Raw genomic sequence first — 1,060 nt, 5'->3', positions numbered from 1 at the left:
TTATCATAATACATCTTGCAATTCTCGTAGATGCGTTCATTCAATTTATCATACAAATCAATCATTTTCTATTTCTCCTATCTATTATTTTATTTATATTTCCTTTGAAAGCTCTTATCTCAGCTTCCCAATGGTTAATGTATTCAGTGTCCCGCCCTGTTTTCTTAGCTAACCTTATTTTATCATAATGCTTGTTAATTTGCTTTTGATAACTTGCTATAGCTTTACGTTTGTTTTTAGGTATGCCTGACAAATTTATTTTTGCTCCTCTGCCTCCCATGTTTTAACCTCTTTTTCGTTTATCAATACTTGTGCCAATCCCATTCATTAGAATTAACTACTCTTGATAGTTTCGGATTATATCCTTTAGAGTATTCACCAATAATTTTTCCAATATCATTTTTGGATTTTTTATCTAGGTTCTTATACCCTTTTTGGTTCGCCCATTTTGCTATTGCGTACTCTTCGTTATGAGCTAATATACCGTGAGTCAAGCTGCCATTTTTCTGGAACATTGTAGCAAATGACTTAGCTCCTCTAGGAGTGTTTTCTTTTCTATAAGCAAAATCACTAAATTTACCAAGTTCTTTTGCTCTATTAAAGGATGGTTTTGAGTTATTTTTAGGGGCATCCCTTTTCTGCTCTATTTTAAAATATCCTGCTTTTATCAGTCTTCTCCGCTCAGCTCTAGTTATAGAAGATTTAGGATTATACATTCTTTTTAACCCATCTTCATATTTTCTTATAAGTGACTTCAAACTTGCACCTCTACCGCCCATTATTCTTCATCCTTTCTGTTGTTGCGTTGTCAAAATAAACGACCTCAATATCTTTATATTCATAATCAACCTGACCGCCATAGACTATAATTCTTTTGGGTGATAATCGCTCAATCATCTCATCCATGCCATCAACCCAGATTTGAAATTGCTCTTTGTTTTGCTTGACTCCAATTGTACTAATTGCTAAAGTTGCGTTTTTAGGCAATCCATCAAAGCAAAAGTCAAAGCTGCTTTTATATGCCCATGATACGGTCGGTATTACCGTCATACCGTAATCC

The 1,060-nt window shown here is 34.1% G+C and carries 3 protein-coding genes; all 3 read right to left on the bottom strand.

The window, feature by feature from the left end; translation table 11 throughout:
• Window positions 1-61 precede the first annotated feature (61 nt).
• Window positions 62-280 carry a hypothetical protein gene (locus AB5287_RS10040; protein ID WP_049507591.1) on the bottom strand — a complete coding sequence of 73 codons (219 nt, stop codon included), beginning with the start codon at window positions 278-280 and terminating at the stop codon, window positions 62-64.
• A 22-nt stretch (window positions 281-302) separates the two neighbouring features.
• On the bottom strand, window positions 303-779 hold the full coding sequence (locus AB5287_RS10035) for a hypothetical protein (RefSeq protein WP_167770303.1): 477 nt from the start codon (window positions 777-779) through the stop codon (window positions 303-305).
• A partial coding sequence (locus AB5287_RS10030; protein ID WP_368221183.1) for a DUF4417 domain-containing protein occupies window positions 769-1,060 on the bottom strand: 292 nt, incomplete at its 5' end. The genes AB5287_RS10035 and AB5287_RS10030, both read right to left, overlap by 11 nt.

Origin of the sequence: Bifidobacterium sp. RTP21102st3_E2_RTP21102_210122, from assembly GCF_040916945.1 — a bacterium.
GTDB lineage: Bacteria > Actinomycetota > Actinomycetes > Actinomycetales > Bifidobacteriaceae > Bifidobacterium > Bifidobacterium longum.
The sequence above is the reverse complement of the archived record's forward strand: the minus strand, read 5'-3'. Positions and strand labels throughout refer to the sequence as shown.